Annotated in this window: 12 protein-coding genes; 9 read left to right on the top strand and 3 right to left on the bottom strand. The window is 66.5% G+C overall.

The window, feature by feature from the left end:
• The first annotated feature begins 1,302 nt into the window (after positions 1–1,302).
• Complete coding sequence (locus ACFQS9_RS09275; protein ID WP_378403790.1) at positions 1,303–1,782, top strand: hypothetical protein; 480 nt, start codon at positions 1,303–1,305, stop codon at positions 1,780–1,782.
• Between the two features lie 151 nt (positions 1,783–1,933).
• Here ACFQS9_RS09275 and ACFQS9_RS09270 read toward each other — a convergent pair whose 3' ends face one another.
• Together ACFQS9_RS09270 and upp are read right to left on the bottom strand one after the other, a co-directional pair.
• Positions 1,934–5,224 carry a protein kinase domain-containing protein gene (locus ACFQS9_RS09270; protein WP_378403788.1) on the bottom strand — a complete coding sequence of 1,097 codons (3,291 nt, stop codon included), beginning with the start codon at positions 5,222–5,224 and terminating at the stop codon, positions 1,934–1,936.
• A 508-nt stretch (positions 5,225–5,732) separates the two neighbouring features.
• Positions 5,733–6,356, bottom strand: a complete 624-nt coding sequence (upp, locus tag ACFQS9_RS09265) for a uracil phosphoribosyltransferase (protein WP_378403786.1) — start codon at positions 6,354–6,356, stop codon at positions 5,733–5,735.
• A gap of 429 nt (positions 6,357–6,785) precedes the next feature.
• On the opposite strand from upp, the gene ACFQS9_RS09260 reads away from it, so the two are divergent.
• From ACFQS9_RS09260 to ACFQS9_RS09235, 6 genes are all read left to right on the top strand, one after another.
• Positions 6,786–7,979: an aminotransferase family protein gene (locus ACFQS9_RS09260; protein WP_378404150.1), complete on the top strand. Its 1,194-nt coding sequence runs from the start codon at positions 6,786–6,788 to the stop codon at positions 7,977–7,979.
• Between the two features lie 307 nt (positions 7,980–8,286).
• Positions 8,287–9,555 carry a CaiB/BaiF CoA transferase family protein gene (locus ACFQS9_RS09255; protein ID WP_378403784.1) on the top strand — a complete coding sequence of 423 codons (1,269 nt, stop codon included), beginning with the start codon at positions 8,287–8,289 and terminating at the stop codon, positions 9,553–9,555.
• Positions 9,552–11,054, top strand: a complete 1,503-nt coding sequence (locus tag ACFQS9_RS09250) for a carboxyl transferase domain-containing protein (RefSeq protein ID WP_378403782.1) — start codon at positions 9,552–9,554, stop codon at positions 11,052–11,054. The genes ACFQS9_RS09255 and ACFQS9_RS09250 overlap by 4 nt, the downstream gene beginning before the upstream one ends.
• Positions 11,055–11,285: 231 nt before the next feature.
• Positions 11,286–12,395 (top strand): barbiturase, encoded by a 1,110-nt coding sequence (gene bar, locus ACFQS9_RS09245; RefSeq protein WP_378403780.1) that lies wholly within the window; start codon positions 11,286–11,288, stop codon positions 12,393–12,395.
• A 180-nt stretch (positions 12,396–12,575) separates the two neighbouring features.
• Positions 12,576–14,069, top strand: a complete 1,494-nt coding sequence (locus ACFQS9_RS09240; RefSeq protein WP_378403778.1) for an amidase — start codon at positions 12,576–12,578, stop codon at positions 14,067–14,069.
• A 92-nt stretch (positions 14,070–14,161) separates the two neighbouring features.
• The gene (locus ACFQS9_RS09235) at positions 14,162–15,892 is read left to right on the top strand and encodes a PucR family transcriptional regulator (protein WP_378403776.1); all 1,731 of its coding nucleotides are present in this window, start codon (positions 14,162–14,164) and stop codon (positions 15,890–15,892) included.
• A gap of 4 nt (positions 15,893–15,896) precedes the next feature.
• Here the strand turns inward: ACFQS9_RS09235 and ACFQS9_RS09230 are convergent, their stop codons facing one another.
• Positions 15,897–17,453, bottom strand: coding sequence for a PucR family transcriptional regulator (locus ACFQS9_RS09230; RefSeq protein ID WP_378403774.1), 1,557 nt, complete (start codon positions 17,451–17,453; stop codon positions 15,897–15,899).
• Positions 17,454–17,597: 144 nt separating this feature from the next.
• On the opposite strand from ACFQS9_RS09230, the gene ACFQS9_RS09225 reads away from it, so the two are divergent.
• Both ACFQS9_RS09225 and codB read left to right on the top strand, forming a co-directional pair.
• Positions 17,598–18,062 (top strand): nucleoside deaminase, encoded by a 465-nt coding sequence (locus tag ACFQS9_RS09225; protein ID WP_378403772.1) that lies wholly within the window; start codon positions 17,598–17,600, stop codon positions 18,060–18,062.
• Positions 18,059–19,393, top strand: coding sequence for a cytosine permease (gene codB / locus ACFQS9_RS09220; protein WP_378403770.1), 1,335 nt, complete (start codon positions 18,059–18,061; stop codon positions 19,391–19,393). The genes ACFQS9_RS09225 and codB overlap by 4 nt, the downstream gene beginning before the upstream one ends.
• Positions 19,394–19,400 lie beyond the last annotated feature (7 nt).

Below are 19,400 nucleotides of genomic sequence, written 5' to 3'. Positions count from 1 at the left end.
GCCGGCGGCTTCTGCTCGGCTGGCCGGTCTGCCGGCGCCTTCCGATCGGATGCCCGGTCTTCCGACGACGGACCCGGGGAGGTTTCGCAGTCCGAGGACCCGAACAGTGAGACGAGCTGTTGGACGAGGCTGCACGACGATGAACTCGAGCCGAGGTCCTCGGTGGAACCCTGGGCCGAGGCTGTCACGGGCCCGGCCAAAGTGACTCCGGCGACGGCCGCCGAGATCAGCGCGGCACGAAGGACTTTATGTAATGAACGAATAGCTCTGCGCTCCTGAGATTTTGGGGTAGCGCTCGTCGCGCCGCGCGAAGGGTATAACACTATGCGGTTGCCCGTGGCCGCATCCGAGGGCCAAACCTCAAGGCCACCAACGCAATCAAAGACCTTGTCAGCATTGACCCTTGACAACCACAACCCACGCCGTTAGTGCCTTGCTGCTAACTACAAAACCGATCCGCGCGGTCGAACGAGTGATCTCCAGTTCGTTGCCAGTAGTCGGGCGGGCATCGGATAGTCAAGGACGCGTTCACCGATGACGCCGACAAGGTCAACCCGGACAAACTGGCCGGGTTGCGACCGAACTAGGCGCTCCCGGCCGTACTCCAACGACCCTCCCAGTGAGCCCAGCGGTCCCGCGCCAGCATGCAGCAGGCAGCCTGATGCACCCTCGCAGTCGACTTCATCGATGGCGGCCCTTCCGTAGTTGGGGCCATTCGTCAAGATAGTTGGCCACTTCAGACCGAGTGAGCCGCACAAGACGATGCGGCTCCTGACCTGCGCCGGAAGACGGCTTGCTGTCAATTTAAATATGCTGCGCGACAATACCTTTGGTTCGCTGCTCGTCACGCATCGCCTGCAACGTGCGGAGATCCTAAGTTCTCCCTAGGCGAAGTAGACAGTCACCCAGGTACCGGAAAACTCCTAGGAACATTTGCTGGCTCGTCGGCGCGCGTTACTTTCCGCTCCAGCGGGGCGCACGTTTCTCGGAGAAGGCGGTCGGCCCTTCCGTTGCGTTGTCGCTGGCAAGGATCGAGTCGAACTCGGCCGTGTTGATCTTCCGCATCGGGGAGCGGGCACTCAGTGGCTCGCTCGAGATTGAGGACCAATGTCGCGAAGCTGCTTGCGACGGCATGAGCGCACCCCAGGAGGAAGACTCGCCGGATCGCCGCAGCGGGGGCCGTATCGACCCGACCCACAACTTCCTAACCAACCCCTAAGACTTCACTAACCGCCGCCGAATACTTGGTCCATACATTCGTCGGTGTCGGGCCATCGAGGCCCCGAACCGAAGGAGAACGACATGCGCCAGAACCTCACCAACCGCACCACCCGCCGCCGGCTCGGCATGACCGCCGCCGGGATCGTGGCTGTCGGAGCACTGGCCGTGCCGGGCGTCGCCTGGGCCGCCGACGTCATCCCCCAGGGCGCCGCCCTCCAGCAGGCCACCGTGGAGTCGACCCCCGCGGCGGCGACCACACCGGCCGAAGGCATCGCATGCTCCGACGGCGTCGTGGTCACCGGAGAGGCACTGCAGAAGCTGATCGACGAGGGCCTTTCCCCGCACGCCACCGCCGAGCAGCAGGAGGCACTCGTCAAGACCATCAAGACCATCGTTCCCGCGGGCGCCGCCGACACCGTCTCGATCGAGTCGCTGAAGGAAGCGGTCGCCACCGGGTCCCAGGCGGCGACCGGCAACGCCCCGGCCGCGACCGGCGGAGCCCAGGCGGCACTCGTCGAGGCCCAGCCCGCGCCCGGCAACATCGCGCCGCAGGCCTGCTAGCGGTACGCAGGCAACACCGAGCCAGGCGACGGCAGCTCGAATTCTCGTCGTCGACGATGACGCGAAGATCCTGACCTCGCTCGAGCGGAGGCCCCGGCTGTCCGATTTCCACGTGGAGACCACGACGGCGGGGCCTCCGCGCTGTGAGCGATCATTGTTTTCCCTGCTCCACGACCCAAGCGGCGATCTGTGCCCGGGAGGTGAAGCCCAGCTTCGCCAGGACATGCTCCACGTGTCCTTCTGTGGTGCGTTGCGCAATGACCAGGCGGGCGGCGATCGCCTTGTTCGTCAGCCCCTCGGCGACGAGGTCTGCCACCTGACGCTCCCGCCTGGTCAGCTCCGTTGATGGGCCTCTTGTCGACGGAGCGGCCTCGGGTTTCTCACCGAGTGCGAAGGCTATGGCGGCGTCAAGGTCCATTGAAGTGCCGTCGCGGTGAGCGACCTCGAATGCCCGCGCGCCGAGGGCCCGGCGTGCGTTCCGCTCACATTCCTCGTGAAAGACGAGCAGGTTGGGGAACACCACGGTGGAGCTCCCCGTGACCTGCCCCAGGGCCTGCGCCGCACCGATCAGCACTGCGATGCGCCGTGCGCTGCCTTCGGCCGAAGAGATCCAAGCCAGTGCTTCCAGGCACGTCGCGGTCGTGAGTGGGTCTCGTCGCCGACGGGTCAATCGAAGCCCCTGCTGCAGCAGTCGGAGCGCGCGGTCGTGATCTCCTCGACGCCAGACGGCAACTGCGGTAGCCCACAGTGCTTGTGAGCGACACACCGATTCTCCGTGTGATTCGGTGATCGCTAGGGCTCGCTCATGGCAGACGAGTGCCCCTGCGGTGTCCTGCTGCAGTTCGCACGCCCATCCGAGGTGGAGGAGCACCAAGACCTGCGAATAGAGGTGGCCCTGCGCTACGAATACGTCATAGGCCCGTTCCAGGCGTGCGCGCGCTTGGGTGAGGTCGCCGGAGAAGACGTCGTGGACTCCCTGGGCGAAATCCACGAACGCATGCGCGAGCGGGTCTGTGGTCTGATCGGCAAGTGACCGGGCTTCCGCGGCCATCCTGGTCGCGGCGGCGAGGTCTCCCTGGCGCTCAGCCAGCGGGCAACTCCGGGCCAACGCCTTGGCGCGCACGGCGGACGCCGTCCCTGGCCGGACTGCGAGGGCGCGATCAAACCAACGGCGTCCCTCGCTGAGCTGGCCGCGCGAGAACCAGAACGGTTGAAGGGCCGCGGCGAAGGCCAGTACGGAGTCGGAGTCCGCGTCCTCGGTGAGGGAGAATTCGAGCGCCTCCCGGAGGTTCGGTTGTTCGCGGTCGAGGCGGGCGATCCAGTCGAGCTGCCGGGCACTGATCCACGCGGCCTCCGCGTCGAGCGCCAGCTGCCGGTACCAGTCCCGGTGCCGCCGCCGCAGGTCCGCAAACTCGCCGGACTCCTGCACCTTCTCGCGTCCGTATTCACGCAGCGTCTCGAGCATCCGGAATCGCACCGCGGTGCCCGAGTCCTCCCGGATGAGGATGGACTTGTCGACCAGCGAGGCCAGCACGTCGAACAGGCCATCCGGCTGCGCATCGAGCCGGCACACCTGTTCGGCGGCATCGAGTTCGACGGTGCCCGCGAACACGGACAGCTGTGCCCAGACCTGTTGTTCGGCCGGTGTGCACAACCCGTAGCTCCAGTCGATGCACAGGCGCAGGGTCTGCTGACGGGTCGGCGCGCCCCGACTGCCGCGCGTGAGCAGGGAATAGCGGTCGGTCAGCCGCCGCAGAACCTGGTCTGGTGAGAGGGCCCGCAACCGCGCCGCCGCCAGCTCGATCGGCAACGGCAATCCGTCCAGTCGTCGGCAAATACTTGCCACAGTGGTCGTGTTGTCCTCGGTCAGCTCGAATCCCGGTAGCGCGGCGTCGGCGCGTTCGAGGAACAAGGTGACGGCGTCGTAGCTGGGTATTCCTCGCAGCGACGATTCCTCCGGATCGGGGACGGTGAGCGGAGGCACTCGCAGCACCGTTTCCCCTCCGGTAGCCAGGGCCTCACGGCTGGTGGTGAGAATCCGTAGTTTCGGGCAGGCGCGCAGAAGCGTCTCTGACAGCTGCGCCGCCGCATCCACCACCTGTTCACAGTTGTCGAGGACCAACAGCAACTCTCGCGGTGCCAGGAAGTCCACCAGAACCTCCTGCGTTGGCCGCGTCGACTGGGGCCGCAGACCCAACACGGCTGCCGTCACGTCCGCCAGCAACGCCCCATCGCGCAACTCACCCAGTTCGACCAGCCACACCCCGTCCCCGAAGTCCCGTTGGGCCTTCGTGGCGACTCGCAAGGCCAGCCGTGTCTTGCCCACCCCACCGATCCCGGTCAACGTCACCAGGCGAGACGAAGCCAGCAGACGCCTAGCCTCGGTCAGCTCGGTGCGGCGTCCGACGAAGGTGGACAGCTCCACAGGGAGGTTTCCCTTCCCGCCCGCCGAGGCCCCAGTGGATGAGCGCTGACCGATGGACGAGTGACCGGCGACCAGGGGCACAGGTGGCACCGCACCGCCCACGTGTTGCTCGGTGTCCTGTTCGGGACGCAGCGCCATCTCGTCGACCAGAAACCCGCTGCGGGCCTGTAGCTGTTGGAGCTGTTCACCGAGAGCGACCGCCGGCGGCCGATCCTCCGGGCCGCGCGCCATCGCGTGTTCGATCACCGCCGCTATGTCCCCGGCGATGCCATGCTCGCGCAGGTCGGGCACCGGCTGTGTGGTGATGCGCAGGAACTGCGCCACCACCTTCTCGCCGCTACGGCGCTCGAACGCGGCGTGCCCGGTGAGCGCGGCAAACAACGTGGCGCCGAGCCCGTAGACGTCCGCGGCAGGAGTCGGCGGCCCCCCGCCGAGCACCTCCGGGGCGGTGAACGCCGGCGATCCGGTAACGGTGCCGGCCGCAGTCGTGAAGCCGCCCGCGATGTGCGCGATGCCGAAATCCGTCAATGCCGGTTCGCCGTAGTCGGTGATCAGGATGTTCGCGGGTTTGACGTCGCGGTGGATGATTCCGGCCCGGTGCGCGGTCTCGAGCCCACCGGCCATCTTCACCCCGAGCCGCAGCACCTCCTCCACCGAGAGCGGACCGTGCCGTCGGATCCGGGTGTCGAGGGAATCCTGCGGGTAGTAGGGCATCACCAGATACGGGCGACCATCGATGGAGCCGACCTCCAGCACCCCCACGATGTTCGGATGCCCGGTCAGCCGGCCCATCGCCTGCTGCTCACGGAAGAAACGCGCCCGGTTCTCCTCGTCCAACTCGGCGGCGATCACCTTCACCGCCACCGTCCGCTGCAGGGCGGACTGGCTGCAGCGATACACGACGCCGAAGCCGCCGTGCCCGATCTCCTCGGCATCGTCGAACCCCGCCGCGCTCAACTCGTCCGCGACCGTGGCGGCCACCTCACGCTGTGTTCGCAGCGGATCGCGGTCGGTCACGAGCTACCTGCCGCTATCCCCCGAACCGCCGGGCACCATGTATTTCCTATCGACGATGTGTTTGACAGGATAGTCGCTCTGGCCGGGTGTCGCGCGCATCGCTGTCGCGGCAGGGACATCTGAGAACCGTCACTCGTGGGATCTGCCTGAACCGACGTGCGAACCACTCACCCTTGCGGGTAAGGACTCACCGCAACCGCAATAAACAGACCATCTGTTGCCATAAAGGGCGAGGCTTCGCGCTCCTCGTATCCGGATCCGAGAGTCGTGATCAAGACACCCATGGCGGCACTGGGCGGTCGACGCATTCAGGGCGACAGGCGCGAGCGTGCACCTGTCACATCCATTGAGTGTCAAATGGTTTCGATGCAGGTAAGTCTGTGAGCCTCGAATCGACAATTCGACTCCGCTGCCAGTCATACTGGTTGCAGACGCATTGCCGCGCTCCCTCCGATGGTCGAGTAGATAGAAGCGATCGCACTACCGTCAGCTGTAAGCCCAAAGCTCGCTAGCGGGGCCCGAATTGACGATCTCCCGCGTCTCCGAGTCCGGGCACGAGGAATGCGTTTTCGTTGAGTCCGTCGTCGACACTCGCTGCGATAAGCCTCGCCGGATGGCCCGAGGCTTCCAGCGCCGCGACGCCCTCGGGAGCCACGACCACGCATATCGCGGTCACATCAGTGGCGCCGCGCGCAACAAGCAGATCAATCGTGCGGACCATCGACCCACCGGTGGCCATCATCGGATCGAGGACGTAGACAGGGATCCCGGACAGATCGGTCGGCAGGGATTCCATGTAGGGCACAGGCTGGTGCGTCTTCTCGTCGCGTGCCATTCCGACGAAACCAACACTGGCCTGCGGGATGAGAGTGCTCGCCTGCTCGACCATGCCGAGGCCTGCCCGCAGCACAGGTACCAGGAGTGGCGGATTCGCGAGCCGCACTCCCTGAGTTGTCGCGACCGGCGTGACCACATCGAACTGCTCCACCTCAGCGCCTCGCATGGCCTCATAGACGAGCATGTGCGTCAGTCCGCGCAACGCAGCCCGAAACGCGGCATTGTCACTGCGCACGTCGCGCATCGTCGTCAGGAGCGATGCCGCCAGCGGATGGTCGACCACTTGGGTGTTCATGATCGAAGGATAAGGGGCGTCAGCGGGATCTCATTCCGCCGAAGTGTGTTTGGGCCCCGAGCCGGACGCCGGTCTGGGGGGGTACCGAGTGGACGCTGCTGTTACCTGGCGAGAGGAATCAGCTTTGGGATGCACATCCGATGTGAGTAGCTCCGAAGTGTCTCGCTCCGCCTCGGCAACATTTGCCAGAGACTTCATTGTAGGTGTGCCAGTTGACTGTCTGTCTATGACGCTTCCTCACCTCCGGAATGGGATCGGTACCGGCGGAGCGAATACGGACGCGTTCGACGAGCCGGCCGGCTGGCTGACCACGCCAGGACGCCATCGACACCAGGCGATCCAGCGGACGGATTCCTGGCCGGCGTGCGACGGAAGCGAGGACGAGGCGTGAGCACGACAACAGGGGCCCTTTGGCACGGTTTCGCGGACATGGGGTCGGTGCAGGCCGACGGTGCGTTCATGATCACCCGCGGCGAGGGCGCCTACATCTGGGATGACCGCGACAACCGGTATCTCGACGCGACCGCCGGGCTGTGGTTCACCAACGTCGGGCACGGTCGCGCCGAGATCGCCGACGCGGTCGCCACGCAGCTCGCGACCGTGGCCCACTACTCGAACTTCGGTGACTTCGCGCCCGCGACGACGATCGCACTCGCCGAGCGCCTGGCCGAGATCGCGCCGGTGCCCGGCAGCAAGATCTTCTTCACCTCGGGTGGATCGGACTCCGTCGACACCGCGGCCAAGCTGGCCCGGCGGTACTGGCACGAGGTCGGCAAGCCGAACAAGCGGATCGTGGTCGGGCGGCAGAAGGCCTATCACGGCATGCACGTGGCGGGCACCGCGCTGGCAGGCATCCCGGTGAACCGCGAGGGCTACGGCGAGCTCATGGCCGACGTCCGCACCGTCGAGTGGGACGACGCCAAGAGCCTGCTCGAACTCATCGAACGGGAGGGCGCCGAGGCCATCGCGGCGTTCTTCTGCGAACCGATCATCGGTGCGGGCGGCATCTATCTGCCGCCCGAGGGTTACCTCGCCGAGGTGCGCCAGATCTGCCGCGACCACGACATCCTGTTCGTGCTCGACGAGGTCGTCACCGGATTCGGCCGGATCGGCGGCTCCTGGTTCGCCGCAACGCGTTTCGATCTGCAGCCGGACATGGTGACCACGGCGAAGGGCCTGACCTCCGGCTACGTCCCGATGGGCGCGGTGTTCATCGCGCCGCGCGTGGCCGAGCCGTTCTTCGCGGGCGGCGTGTGGTGGCGGCACGGGTACACCTACGGCGGCCATGCGGGCGCGGCCGCGGCGGCGCTGGCCAACCTGAACATCATCGAGCGCGAGAACCTGCTGGCGGAGTCCGCGCGGCTGGAACGTTCGCTGCACGAGCATTTCGCGCCGCTGGCCGAGCATCCGCGCGTGCAGGAGGTGCGCAGTGGTCTCGGCGCCGTGGCCGCCGTGCAACTCGCCGACCCGGCCGAGGCGCTTCCGTTCGTCAAGACCCTTCGCGAGCACGGCATCTCGGGTCGAGCGGCCGGTGCCGGCGCCATGCAGTTCTCGCCGGCCTTCGTGATGACCGACGATCAGGTGGCCGAGATGGCGGGATGCGTGCTCAAGGCGCTGGGCTGATGCAGCTCCGCTGCCCCTGAGTCCTTTGGCCTCAGTGGGGGTTGCTCCGAAATGGATGGGCTCTGGCCGCTACCGTTCCGTGGTCCCTTCGGGCTGGGCCACGGAGGCTCGGATGCGCACCTGATATGAATTGATCCGAACTGTCTCACGCCGCCTCGGCAACATTTGCCAGGGACTTTGCGTAGGCGCGTCAGTTGACTGTTTACCTATGACGCTTCCTCACATCAGGATTGGGATCGATACCGGCCGAACGGATTCGGACGTTGTCGCGTTCGATGAGCCGGTCGGCAGGCCGACCACGCCCAAGATGCCATCGACACCAGGTAACGCGGTTGACGGGTTCCTCGCGGGCGTGCCCAACGAGCGCGACGAGCTGGCAGGCGGTGGCGCTCAGCTCACGACACCCAATGGGCCGTTGTCAGGTGTCCTCGTCGTCGACCTCTCCCGCGCGCTGGCCGGCCCCCACGCCGCCATGATGCTGGGGGATCTCGGTGCGCGGGTGATCAAGGTCGAATCTCCCGACGGCGGTGACGACACTCGAAGCTGGGGCCCGCCGTTCGTGCCCGACAGCGACGGTACGCAGCATTCGACCTATTTCTTGTCGTGCAACCGCAACAAGGAGTCCATCGCACTCGACCTCAAGAGCGAAGACGGCCGCGGCACACTCGCCGAGTTGGTGCGCCGCGCCGACGTTCTGATCGAGAACTTCCGGCCCGGCGTCCTTGACCGGCTGGGATTCAGCATGCATCAACTGCACGAACTCAACCCGCGCCTGGTGGTGCTGTCGATCACGGGCTTCGGCCACGACGGACCGGAGGGCACCCGGCCCGGCTACGACCAGATCGCGCAGGGTGAGGCGGGACTGATGTCGCTGACCGGAGCCTCGCGCGACGAGCCGACCCGAGTCGGCGTCCCGATCGGCGACCTGCTGGCCGGTATGAACGGCGCATACGGTGTGGTGGCCGCGCTGCACGAGCGCAACGCCACCGGCCGCGGCCGGGTCGTGCGTACGAGTCTGCTCGCAGCCATCGTCGGGGTGCATGCCTTTCAGGGCACCCGATACACGGTGGCCGGCGAAGTACCTCGGCCGACCGGTGGCCACCACCCATCGATCAGTCCGTACGGACTGTTCCACTCGTCCGACGGGCTCGTCCAGATAGCAGTCGGCAGCGAGGGCCTGTGGCGACGCTTCGCCCCGGCGTTCGGACTCGACCGTCCCGAGTGGTCGACCAACCCCCAACGGGTAGCCGATCGGGCTGCGGTGACAGCTGCTGTCGATGAGAAGTTCCGGGCATACCCGAGCGCCGAGTTGCTGGCCCGACTCGACGCGCTGGGTGTCCCCGCAGGCCGAGTTCGCGATCTGGCCGAGGTGTACACCTGGGAGCAGACCCGCTCCCAGGGCCTGCTCATCGAAGTCGATCACGCCGCGCTGGGCCCGATCACCCTCCCCGGGCCACCCCTGCGTTTCGACGACGACGTCGCAGGCGCGGCGGTTCGCGCCAGCCACGCGGCTCCGCCGACCCTTGATCAGCACGGTGATTCCATCCGGCAGTGGCTTGCGGAGGCCGGCTCGTGACCCGGCTCGGTGCGCTCGATCTCGTCCGCTTGGTACTGGACGCTGACAGCTTCCTTCGGTGGGATACCGACCCGGTACCCCCAAAGGGGGTGCACGGGGCCCCCGTGCAGAGCTACCTCGATGAGCTGGACGCGGCCCGCGAGATGACGGGCCTGGATGAGTCGGTCCTCACCGGCGAGGCAACACTCGATGGCCGCCGGGTCGCAATCATCATGTGCGAGTTTCGATTTCTCGCCGGGTCAATCGGGGTTGCTGCGGCGGAGCGACTGGTCCGGGCGATCGAGCGTGCCACCGCCGAGGAGTTGCCCTTGCTCGCGGTGCCCACCTCCGGCGGAACGCGGATGCAGGAGGGCGCCGTCGCGTTCCTGCAGATGGTCAAGATCTCGGCGGCTGTCGCCGCACACAAGGCCGCCGGCCTTGCCTACGTTGTCTACCTTCGGCATCCGACCACCGGTGGGGCGCTGGCCTCGTGGGGGTCCCTCGGGCATGTCACTGCCGCCGAACCCGGTGCACTGGTCGGCTTTCTAGGCCCACGGGTCTATCGGGCGCTGTACGGCGAGGAGTTCCCGGCGGGAGTTCAGACTGCCGAGAACTTCGCCGCCCGTGGGCTCGTCGATGCGGTGGTGGCGCCCGAGGCGCTGCGGGAGGTCGCGATAACGGCTCTCACCGTGTTGTGCGCACCCAACGAGGCACCGCCTCCCGTACCGAATCTTCCCCTCGAAGAGTTGGGCGCCGTGCCTGCGTGGGACTCGATTCAGCGTTCGCGACGACCCGACCGGCCTGGGGTACGGGGTCTGCTCAGGGCTGCCGCGAACACGGTCACGCCGCTGCAAGGCACCGGTGCAGGTGAGCGTGAACCCGGCCTGCTCCTGGCGTTGGCCAAATTCGGCGCGGCCGCCTGTGTGGTGCTGGGTCAGGATCGTGCCTTTGCCGACCGTCCGCTCGGACCTGCGAGCCTGCGGGAAGCCCGGAGGGGGATGCGGCTGGCGGCCGAGCTCGGGTTGCCTCTGGTCACCGTGATCGACACCGCAGGTGCGGCGCTGAGCAAGGAGGCAGAGGAAGGCGGTCTGGCCGGCGAGATCGCTCGTTGCCTCACTGACCTGACCACCCTGAATGCACCCACGATCTGCCTCCTTCTCGGCGAGGGCGCGGGAGGCGGAGCGCTCGCGCTGTTGCCGGCGGACCGGGTGCTGTGTGCGCAGCACGCCTGGCTATCGCCCTTACCACCGGAGGGGGCGTCCGCGATCCGGTTTCACACCACCGATCGCGCTGCAGAAATGGCCGACGCGCAGGGAGTTCGCAGCCTTGATCTACTGCGGCACGGCATCGTCGATCGGATTGTGGCCGAGCGGCCGGACGCCGCGGACGAACCCGTCGAGTTTCTGTCCCGACTCGGCGGCGTCCTCGAGCACGAGCTTGCGGGCCTTCTGGCGTGCGCGCCGGCGGACCTACGGGCGGCGCGACTCCGACGGTATCGCCGACTGGGCGCGTCGATGTGACCAACCACGGCGCTGCTTTGGGCAAACTTTGCCGGTGCCTGCGGGCACACGCCCTCATAGCGTGACCAACATGAGAGTTCTGATCGGTTCCGTGATCTGCACCTCTGAGCGGCGAGCTCTGACGACGAAGCGGCGATCGACCCGCGCCCGCAGGTCATCAGTCCGACACGGCAGAACGATCATCGCCGTCTGATTTTGCCTTCCAGCAATCCCTACCCAAAGGAGATGTCAATGCCCGAAGCAATCGAGGTCCGTAAGGTCCCGCTGCACAGCGTTTCCGACGCCAGTGAGCTCGCCAAGCTCATCGACGACGGCGTGTTCGAAGCCGACCGCGTCATTGCTGTCATCGGCAAGACCGAGGGCAACGGCGGCGTCAACGACTACACGCGGATCATCGCAGACCGGGCCTTTCGCGAGGTCCTCTCTGCCAAGGGCACCCGCAGCTCCGACGAGGTCGGGCAGGTGCCCATCGTCTGGTCCGGCGGTACCGACGGCGTGATCAGCCCGCACGCGACGATCTTCGCCACTGTGCCGGCCGAGAAGGCGGCGAAGACCGACGACCCGCGACTGACCGTCGGTGTCGCCATGAGTGAGCAGCTGCAGCCCGAGGACATCGGCCGCACGCCGATGATCACCAAGGTGGCAGCGGCGGTGAAGGCAGCGATGGCCAACGCCGGCATCACCGACCCTGCCGACGTGCACTATGTCCAGACGAAGACGCCGTTGCTGACCATTCACACCATCCGTGACGCCAAGAGCCGCGGCAAGACGGTGTGGACCGAGCAAACCCACGAGTCGATGGACTTGTCCAACGGTGTTACGGCACTTGGGATTGCGGTCGCGCTCGGCGAGATCGAAATGCCGACCGACGCCGATGTCATGCACAGCAGAGACCTCTACTCGTCTGTCGCGTCCTGCTCGTCGGGTGTCGAGTTGGACAGGGCTCAGGTGGTCGTGGTCGGCAACGCGCGTGGAATCGGCGGCCGCTACCGCATCGGGCACAGCGTGATGAAGGATCCTCTCGACCAGGACGGGATCTGGGCGGCGATCCGGGACGCCGGACTCGAGCTCCCCGAGCGGCCGCACACGAGCGACCTGGACGGCCAGCTCGTGAACGTCTTCCTCAAGTGTGAGGCGAGTCAGGACGGGACGGTCCGTGGCCGCCGCAATGCGATGCTCGACGACTCCGACGTGCACTGGCACCGCCAGATCAAGTCCTGCGTGGGCGGTGTCGCGTCGTCGGTGACAGGCGACCCGGCGGTGTTCGTGTCGGTGTCGGCTGCGCATCAGGGCCCGGAGGGCGGCGGCCCTGTTGCCGCCATCGTCGACCTCGGCCGGTAGTTCGCGCTCAAGACGTCGATAGCGTCGCGCCGGTACCGCTAACCCGGCCCCGGCGCGGCGTCGGCCCCCACCCACACGGGTGGGGGCCCGCGGGGCAGGTGTGCTCCGAAATCCCGCCTCACGGCGCCGAATGTGCGCCACACGCTCCAGAATTCGTGGTCAAACCGTGGAAGGATCAGCATGGTACAGGTCGTCGACCCCATCAACGAGGGCAGTTCCGATGCTGGCGGCGAGAGCCCGTCCGATTCCCGCGACCTCGTCATGTGTGACGCGCTCGAGCTCAGCAGCCTGATCAGGCGTCGTGAGGTTTCGTGCGTCGAAACCATGTACAGCTATCTCGACCACATCGAACTGCACAATCCCAGTGTCAACGCAATCGTGGCCCTGCGTGATCGGGACGAGTTGCTGGCCGAGGCGCGCGTGCGTGACCGCCAGCTGGCGAGCGGGCAATACCTCGGCTGGATGCACGGGTTTCCGCATGCCGTCAAGGACCTGTCGGCGGTCAAGGGACTGCCGTTCACCTCCGGATCGCCCATTTTTGCGGATCGGATCGCCGACGAGGACGAGTTGTTCGTCAAGCGGATCAAGTCCGCGGGCGCCATTGTCATCGGCAAGACCAACACCCCCGAGTTCGGGCTCGGATCCCAGACCTACAACCCTGTCTGGGGCACGACCGTGTCGCCGTACGACACGTCACGCACCGCCGGTGGTAGCAGCGGCGGCGCCGCTGCCGCCCTGGCGCTTCGGATGCTCCCGGTGGCCGATGGCAGTGACTACATGGGCTCTCTGCGCAATCCATCGGCCTTCAACAACGTGGTCGGGTTTCGACCCTCCTGGGGCCGTGTGCCCGAGGCAGGATTCATCGCTCAGGGCGCCGTCGTCGGACCGATGGGACGATCCGTCACGGATGTGGCCCACCTGCTGTCCACGATGGCGGGACCCCACGCCAATGCACCGCTGGGGATCGACGAGGATCCCGAGGTCTTCACCCGGAGTCTCGACCGCGACTTCCGCGGCACTCGGATCGCATGGGTCGGTGACTGGGACGGCTACCTGGCGACCGAGCCCGGAGTCCTGGAGCTGTGTGAATCTTCGTTCGACGCCTTCCGACAGATCGGGTGCCACGTCGAGGCGGCCCTGCCCGACTACAAACCCGAGGACATCTGGCAGCTGTTCCTGAAGTGGCGATGGTGGGCCCAACTCGGATTGATCGATCAGTACAACGACCCGCAGACTCGCGAGCTGATGAAGCCCGAGATGTTGTGGGAGCTCGAGCACGGAATCGCGCTGACCGCGGTCGACGTCACGAAGGCCGCGGAGGCCCGCAACAGCTGGCAGGCAGCTCTCACGAAGATGTTCGAAACATATGACTACATCCTCGCGCCGAGTGCCCAGGTATTTCCGTTCGACAAGGCGACCCACTGGCCCACGACCATCGCCGGCCGGCCCATGGATACCTACCACCGGTGGATGGAGACCGTCGTCCCGTGGACGATGACCGGCGTCCCCGTCGCCGGAATGCCCGTCGGATTCGACGATCGCGGGCTACCGATGGGAATCCAGATCATCGGCCGACACGGCGCTGACCGAGCGGTTCTCCAGCTGGCCTACGCCTACGAGCAAACAACAAAGTGGGTGGAACGCGTACGTCCACCCGCGCTCCGCACAAGCTGAACGTGACTCGACCGCTGCGGGTGCACGCTCGCGCGCGAGGCCTCGGAGCTACGGCTACGTGTAGCTGTTCGTCGCCGGCGTACGGTTGAACGATGGACGATGTTGCCAACGGAGAGCGTCCACAGGCACGTGATCTGCCGGCACCGGCCGGCTACGTATTGACGGTTCGGGAACTGCTGACCTTGCCCAGCTTGGCTGGCTCGAAGCTGATCGCGGGGGCAGGCGGCCTAGAGCAGATCGTCCGCCGAGTGAACGTGATCGAGGTCCCGGACATACTGCCGTGGGTGAAGCCGAACGAACTGTTGGTCACCACCGGGTTCCCGTTGCGAGATGCAGAATCGGGTCAGCCGTTCGACGCCCCCGCGCTGGTCGAGCTCATCGAAGGCCTCGCCCACCGCGGAGCGGCCGCGCTCGGCGTGAAGGAGGGACGGTACCTCGACGACCTTCCCGCAGCGATGCTGGACGCATCCGATCGCCTCGACTTTCCGCTGTTCCTCATCCCGCAGGAGATCGGGTTCGACGAGGTGATGTCCGAGGTGTTCATGCACCTCATCGATCGTCAGGCGTGGGCCCTGGACGTCGCCGACCGCATGCACCGTGCCTTGACCACGATCGTCCTCGAGGGCGGCGACCTGCCGCAGATAGTGGACGAGGTCGCGGCGCTGTTCGAGGCTGCGGTCCTCATATGCCTGCCCGACGGACGAGTGCAGGCGTCCGCGGGTGGCACGGCCGACCTGCAGGCACTGGACGCGCTGGAGCTGTTCGACCCGTCCGGCCGGCTGCGTACTGAGCGCCTGCACCACGGCCTGCAGCCGGCGCCGGGCAAGCAGCCGGGTCAGATCGCCGTCGCGCCGGTTATCGCCGGCGGTACCGACCACGGCCTGATCGTCGCCTTCGCGAGTGGCGGCGGACTCGGACCCGTGACCATGCAAGCGCTGGAGCGCGCTGCGACGGTCGTCGCGTTGGCGGTCACAAAGCAGCTCGCGGTGTCGGCGGTCGAATCCAAGTTTCGCGGCGACTTTCTCCGCGACGTGCTCAACGGCACTGCTGGGCCGCCCGACCAGATCGTCGAGTACTGCGCGCAGCTCGATTGGGACGTGAACCGCAGCATGGTCGTCATCGTCGCGCAGCTTGACTCGGACGCCGAACCGGGCGCCGAACTGGGCGCCGGGTACACGGTCAACCCACCGGTGGTCGGACGAATGCCGCAAGAACGGCTTACCACTGGCTGGCAACAGGTAGTGCGTCGCCGGGATCGGTTCGCCCCGGTGGTCGGCTTCAGCCATGAAGTGGTGACGTTGATGCCGGTGGGCCACCGGGAAGCCAAGGATGTCGTGGAGGATCTGATCGCGGCCGTCACCGGCGACCGTGGAGGCGGCAGGCATTCATTCTGCACCGGCGTGAGCCGCGTCATCGACTCCGTGGCCGACATTCCACAGGCATACGACGAAGCACGAAAAGCAGTCGTGGTCGGGCGCCGCCTGCGCGGGAATGGTGCGATCGCGCATTTTGACAGTTTGGGCGTGCACAGACTGCTCTCCCTGGTCAGCGACAGTGCCGAGCTCCACGCATTCGCCAGTGAGGTCCTCGGTTCACTCGCGGGCGACGACGACGAGGCGCTCGATCTGCGCCAGACACTGCAAGCACTGCTGGACACCAACTGCAACGTCGCCGAAACAGCACGCGTCCTGCACTTCCACTACAACACGCTGCGCTACCGAATTGGCAAGTTGGAGGGCATCGTCGGCCCCTTCACAACGGACCCGATTCTGCGCTTGGACGTGGCCCTTGCACTGCGGGTCGTGGAGATGAAGGGCCTGTAGTCGATCACCCACGGTCGTGCGGGGGACGCTCGAACGCGGCCTGCGGATCTAGGCCGGTCCGCATGCGCCAAGCTGTCAGGGCCAGCCCGAGACCCACCAGCTGGGCCGGATCATCGAGGGAAACCCCCAACAGCTTCTCGAGACGCGTCAGCCGCGCATAGAGGGACTGACGCCGAATCCCCAGAAACTCCGCGGTCCGGGCCTTACTGCCCCGATTCGCGAGATACGCATCGAGAGTCCGGACAAGATCGGCGGAATGCTGTGTGTCATAAGTGATCACGGCACCGAGCTGCTCGGCGATGAACGCGGAGAGCGCGGACGGCGCCGTGCCCGCCGCGAGCAGCCGTTGGACCCCGACGTCCCTCGCGAGGATCACCCCGGTCCGGGTGCCGAAACGCCGTGCGATCTGGACGACCTCGCGGGCCTGACCGACTGCCGTCGAGATGCCGGACAGCTCTTCGACCGGTGCCGCCACTCCGAGCGTGCGAACCGCTGTGCCGCCGGGCCCCTGGCGCAGCAGCTTGTTGGCTTCGGTGAAGGTGGCCCGAACCCGCGCCGGGGACGCGGCCAACCACCCCTGCGCGAGCACGACGACATGGTTGGCGGTCACCCCGACCAGGCAGGGCCCGAGCACCGCATGAACAGCCTTCCGTACCGGGTCCGCGAGCTCACGAACCGGCGTTCGCTGATCGACGTCGACGGCAGCGACGAGTACATGCTGGCCCTCCAGGGGCGTCCAGCCGGCAGCAGTCAGGCGCTCGGACAAGTCGCCGTGCGATGTGAGCACTCCGCCCACCAGATCGGTGATGACCGACTGGGCGAGCGACTGACGTGGACCGAGGTCTGCGTGGCGGCCGAGCTCCAGGGCCACCGCGACGGCCGCACAATTGGCGACGGCTGAACGCCGTGCGGTTGCCCGTCCACTGAGGACGAGTCGACCGAGCGAACCGGTCGGTCCGCGGACATCGAGGATTGTCCGCTCGGTCTCGGACCGTTCCGCGGTGGCCGTGCTGCGCTCGACGACTCGGCCTTCGGCGTCGAGGAGATCAACCCCGCAGCCTGCGAGCCGCGCGACCTTGTTGAGCAGCGTGGTCATCCCCTGCCCCGCCACGACGAGACCCAAGAGTTCCTGCCAGACAGGCTCGCCTGCCCGCGGCAAACCGACCGTGCGGCGGAGCATCAGGTCGTGGAAGTCCTCGACCATCCGCTCGAACGGGACTACCGCATGCAAGGCCAGGAACGCCAGGCCCCGGCGTTGCGAAGCCTCGACGAGCTCGGGAGGGGCCGTGAGGAACGAGCGACCGACTTCCATTGCCAGCGCGACGCATCCCGCGTCCGCCACCTGGTCGACGTAGGCGGTGAGCTGCTCGGCAGATCGCCCGTGGAGGCCTAGACCAGTCGTCAGAAGGACCTCTCCCCCAGCAAGCAGCCCGCCCATCTCGTACACCTCGGACGAATGGACCCAGCGGACGACCGCGGCATCGGGGTCGCCCGTCAGTACCTCGACGGCGGCTGCCTTGAACGACGGCATCGCAAGGACTTCGCGCAGCGTGGGCAGCATTCCTACATCGTCCGTCGAGGGGGCAATCCGTCATAGAGCTACTTCTGCCGAACTGACAGGTTGTCCCTTGTCGGCCGATTCCGGCCGTGGTCGGATTGTGACACAAGCCACATTGAACGTTTTCGTCAGAATCCAGGAGTGCAGATGAACCACCCGGTCCACACCGATGAGTATTTTCTCGGACTCGCGATCGAACAGGCGAAGATCGGCTGGGAGGAGGGCGGCGTGCCGATCGGCGCGGCGCTGATCCACCGGGGCGAGGTCCTTGCCGTCGGGCGCAATCGGCGGGTCCAGATGAACAGCGCCATCCGTCACGGAGAGACCGACTGTATCGAGCAAGCGGGACGGCTCCCGGCCTCGGTCTACCGCGAGTCCGTCCTCTACACGACCTTGTCGCCGTGCTTCATGTGCGCGGGAACCGCTCGACTGTACGAGATCCCGCGAATCGTGGTCGGTGAGAACCGCTCGTTCGAGTCATCGGAAGAGTGGTTGCGCAGCCACGGAGTTCAGGTCGACGTCGTCGACAACGCCGAGTGCGTGGCACTGATGGAACGAATGCTGGCCGAGCGCCCGAGCCTGTGGCTCGAAGACATCGGTGAAGTCGCGTGAGCAGCACTGTCGAACCCATGATGGTCGGAACCGACCCGGCGGACCCGGGTCGCCCCATTGACCCGGACTATCCCGTCACGCCTGTTCCGCTCAGCGCACGCAAGCCCTTCTTCTCGCTCGCAGTGGTGCTGCTGGGTTTCACCATCTTCACCCCGACGATGTTGGCCGGCGCCGCGCTCGGCACCGCGTTCTCGTTCTGGAATCTGATGATGGTGATCGCCGCCGGATCAGCCATCTTGGGAGCGTACGTCGCCATGATGGGGTACGTCGGGGCACGTACGGGGCTGACGACCGTAGTCATGGCGCGCTACAGCTTCGGCACTCGCGGGTCCAAGCTCGCCTCGGTACTGCTCGGCGGCACCCAGATCGGCTGGTACGGAGTCATCATCGGCACGATCGGCGACCTCACCGCGCAGGCCCTGGGCTGGGAGTCGTACGCCGCTCGCGCGTCGGTGATGATCGCGGCGAGCATCTTGATGTGCATCACCGCGTGCTACGGATACCGCGGGATGTATTGGGTGTCTCTGGTCTCGACACCCTTGATTCTCGCTCTGGCCTGCTGGGTTGTGTTCCGGTCCCTCGATGAGGTCGGCGGATTCTCCGGTCTGGTCTCGGTCCAGCCCGAGACGACCATGACGATCGCGCTCGCGATCACGACGGTGGTCGGCACGTTCGTCTCGGCAGGGACGCAAGCGCCCAACTGGACCCGCTTCGCCCGTACCGGATCGCAAGCGGTGTGGGCCTGCATGATCGGGTTCCTCGTCGGAAACGGGCTGATGATCCTGTTCGGCGCCATCGGGGCGATCACCTTCCACGAGGGCGACTTCGTGCTGATCCTCTACAACCTCGGACTTGTCGGTTGGGGCCTGGTGCTGCTGTTCGGCAACCTCTGGAAGAGCAACGCCGACACCGCATACGCCTTCGGGGTGGCAGGCGCCGAGTTGTTCAGAAAGCCGCGCAAGACGCCGTTCGTCATCGGCGGGTGTGTGATCGGCACTGTGCTCGCGCTCACCGGCGTGCACAACCATCTCGTCGACTACCTGAGCCTGCTCGGCACCTTCATCCCACCGCTGGGCGGCGTGATCATCGGGGACTTCCTGTGCCGGTGGCGGCGAGGCATTCCCGAAGATCACGCCCCGCGGCCGGTGCACTGGCGCCACCTCGCTGTCTACGCCATCGCAGCCTTCCTCGCATGGCTCTCCGGCGAGTTCGAAGTGGGGATCCCCCCACTGATCGGCATCGTGGTCGCCATTGGCCTGACGATGGGCCTGCACCGGGTCTTCGCCACGCCGACGACCACCAGCCGGGAGATCGCTACCCCGATAGCCTGAACCTCGC

This window comes from Rhodococcus daqingensis, from assembly GCF_042665615.1.
In the GTDB taxonomy this organism is placed as follows: domain Bacteria; phylum Actinomycetota; class Actinomycetes; order Mycobacteriales; family Mycobacteriaceae; genus Rhodococcus_G; species Rhodococcus_G daqingensis.
The sequence above is the reverse complement of the archived record's forward strand: the minus strand, read 5'-3'. Positions and strand labels throughout refer to the sequence as shown.

Coding starts and splice junctions, on each gene's coding strand:
- ACFQS9_RS09275 (WP_378403790.1), top strand. CDS start 1,303: ATGCGCCAGAACCTCACCAACCGCACCACCCGCCGCCGGCTCGGCATG.
- upp (WP_378403786.1), bottom strand. CDS start 6,356: ATGAACACCCAAGTGGTCGACCATCCGCTGGCGGCATCGCTCCTGACG.
- ACFQS9_RS09260 (WP_378404150.1), top strand. CDS start 6,786: ATGGGGTCGGTGCAGGCCGACGGTGCGTTCATGATCACCCGCGGCGAG.
- ACFQS9_RS09255 (WP_378403784.1), top strand. CDS start 8,287: ATGCCATCGACACCAGGTAACGCGGTTGACGGGTTCCTCGCGGGCGTG.
- bar (WP_378403780.1), top strand. CDS start 11,286: ATGCCCGAAGCAATCGAGGTCCGTAAGGTCCCGCTGCACAGCGTTTCC.
- ACFQS9_RS09240 (WP_378403778.1), top strand. CDS start 12,576: ATGGTACAGGTCGTCGACCCCATCAACGAGGGCAGTTCCGATGCTGGC.
- ACFQS9_RS09235 (WP_378403776.1), top strand. CDS start 14,162: ATGGACGATGTTGCCAACGGAGAGCGTCCACAGGCACGTGATCTGCCG.
- ACFQS9_RS09230 (WP_378403774.1), bottom strand. CDS start 17,453: ATGCTGCCCACGCTGCGCGAAGTCCTTGCGATGCCGTCGTTCAAGGCA.
- ACFQS9_RS09225 (WP_378403772.1), top strand. CDS start 17,598: ATGAACCACCCGGTCCACACCGATGAGTATTTTCTCGGACTCGCGATC.